Genomic DNA, 1,828 nt, shown 5'->3' on the forward strand with positions numbered 1-1,828 from the left:
ATCAAGGCATCCATCAACCCACTGTTTACGCCTTGTCCTGCAAAAGGAGGCATCAAATGAGCAGCATCTCCAATCATCGTTATGGGTAATGGACGCTTACTTTTCCAAGACTTATCTAAGGGAAATATTCGTGTCGCTAACCCTACAAAAGATGATGTCAAACGAATCAGTTCTTTGTAGCGTTCGTCCCAATCGGAAAATTTTTTCAGGAGAAAATCAACGACACTATTTCTGTCTTGAAAATCTACCCGCGTTTTGCTTTTCCATTCATCAGGTGTTTTAAAACTTATTCCAAAATGCAATGCACCATTATTATTAGGATTCGCAAATAATAAATTACCTTGATGAGCAGCCATTAGCCGGTTTCCATTGCATAGCTGAAAAAATCCAGGACAGTTCACCTCTGGTTGATGAATATCGGCTTGTATATTGAAAGTACCTGTTTCTTCAACTTCCGTGTCGGTAACAAATTTTCTTACTTTAGACATTCCACCATTGGCAATAATAACCAGATCTGCTGTTTCACTCGGTTTATCTTCAAAAGTTAGTGTCCACTTCTCCTTATCAGGTTCAAGCGTAACAAGTTTTCTATCCCAAATGACGGTGTCATTTTGTAGGCTATTTAATAAGATAGTTCTTAAGTCATTTCTGTTTATTTCAGGATTGTCAAACCGATTTTCGGGCTTTACATTTTTTGTGGTTAAAATATTACCCTTTTCATCAGCAATATTTACACCCATTGGTAAAGCTAAGTCATAATAAGTTTGTAACAATCCCGCTCTTTTCATTGCTTCCTGTCCCGAATCCCTGTGCAGGTCAAGTGTCCCACCAAAAATCCTTGCATCTCGGTCGTTGTCTCTTTCGTAAACTGAAACGTCTATGCCGTTTTGCTGTAATAATTTTGCCATTGTTAATCCAACAGGCCCGGCACCAATTATTGTAATTTTTTTATGTTTTAGTAAAGTCATATTCTTGTTCGCTGGTTTTAATGTCAACTAATGTCTGTCAATTTAATCACTTTGTTTTTTTTAAATTCAAACACGGATTTTCCTGATAACTTTAGCTTTTGCCCTTTTTTTAAGCCGTTCGGAAAGTCAATTGCTAAAATTGCTGTATAATCAATTTCTATTTCAGTGCTGTTGTCAAAATGCCTAAACGATTTAACTGTCTGTGTTCTCTTTGCAAAGTATGTTTTTGCTGTTTCTGCCTGTTGTTTAAACGCTGTTAACCCTTTCAGCGATAAACTTATATCATTATTTTGAATGTTTTCAAAAACAATATTATCGTCAAGGTCTGCAACCATTTTTTTGATATCAAATTGGTTGTATCCATCGATGTAGTTATTGATGATGTTTACTCTGTCGGTCATATTTTGTAATTATTTATCGGTTACATATTGGTGTTGTCTGTAGGTTGTTCTACGATAATTGCCAACTTTTAACTTCTATACGAAGGAACATGTTGGGATACTTGAACTTTCGATTTAGCGCCAACACGAGCAAACCGAAGTTAGCACCTACTCTCTATTCAGCATATTTTTTAAAAATACTTGTGGCAATGTGTCCGCCAAAACCAAAAGTATTACTCATTGCGTAATTCACTTGCCGTTGTTGTGATTGGTGTAACGTCAAGTTAAATATATCCCTATATTCAGGTTCAATATCTACCGAATTGATTGTTGGCGGAACAATGTTATTCTGAACAACGTATAGGAAGAATAAACGCCCTTTTCACCCAAGTCCAACAGCTTTGGACCGCAGTTGACTCTTTCGACACCCCTGCGATGCAACCCAATCCGGCTGACGGGGAGCCAGCAACGCTGAAAATT

2 protein-coding genes are annotated in these 1,828 nt (G+C 37.2%); both read right to left on the reverse strand.

Annotated elements, in window-relative coordinates; translation table 11 throughout:
* On the reverse strand, positions 1-968 hold a 968-nt coding region (locus tag FTV52_RS14440; RefSeq protein WP_373683433.1), incomplete at its 3' end, for an FAD-dependent oxidoreductase.
* Between the two features lie 23 nt (positions 969-991).
* Entirely contained in the window at positions 992-1,369 is a 378-nt protein-coding gene (locus tag FTV52_RS14445; RefSeq protein WP_044502095.1) for a hypothetical protein, read from the reverse strand.
* Positions 1,370-1,828: the final 459 nt, after the last annotated feature.

Source organism: Acinetobacter sp. YH1901141 (assembly GCF_013416935.1).
In the GTDB taxonomy this organism is placed as follows: Bacteria; Pseudomonadota; Gammaproteobacteria; order Pseudomonadales; family Moraxellaceae; genus Acinetobacter; species Acinetobacter towneri.

What these genes read in the sequence shown, in the direction of transcription:
- FTV52_RS14445 (WP_044502095.1), bottom strand. Translation starts at nt 1,369, where the DNA reads ATGACCGACAGAGTAAACATCATCAATAACTACATCGATGGATACAAC.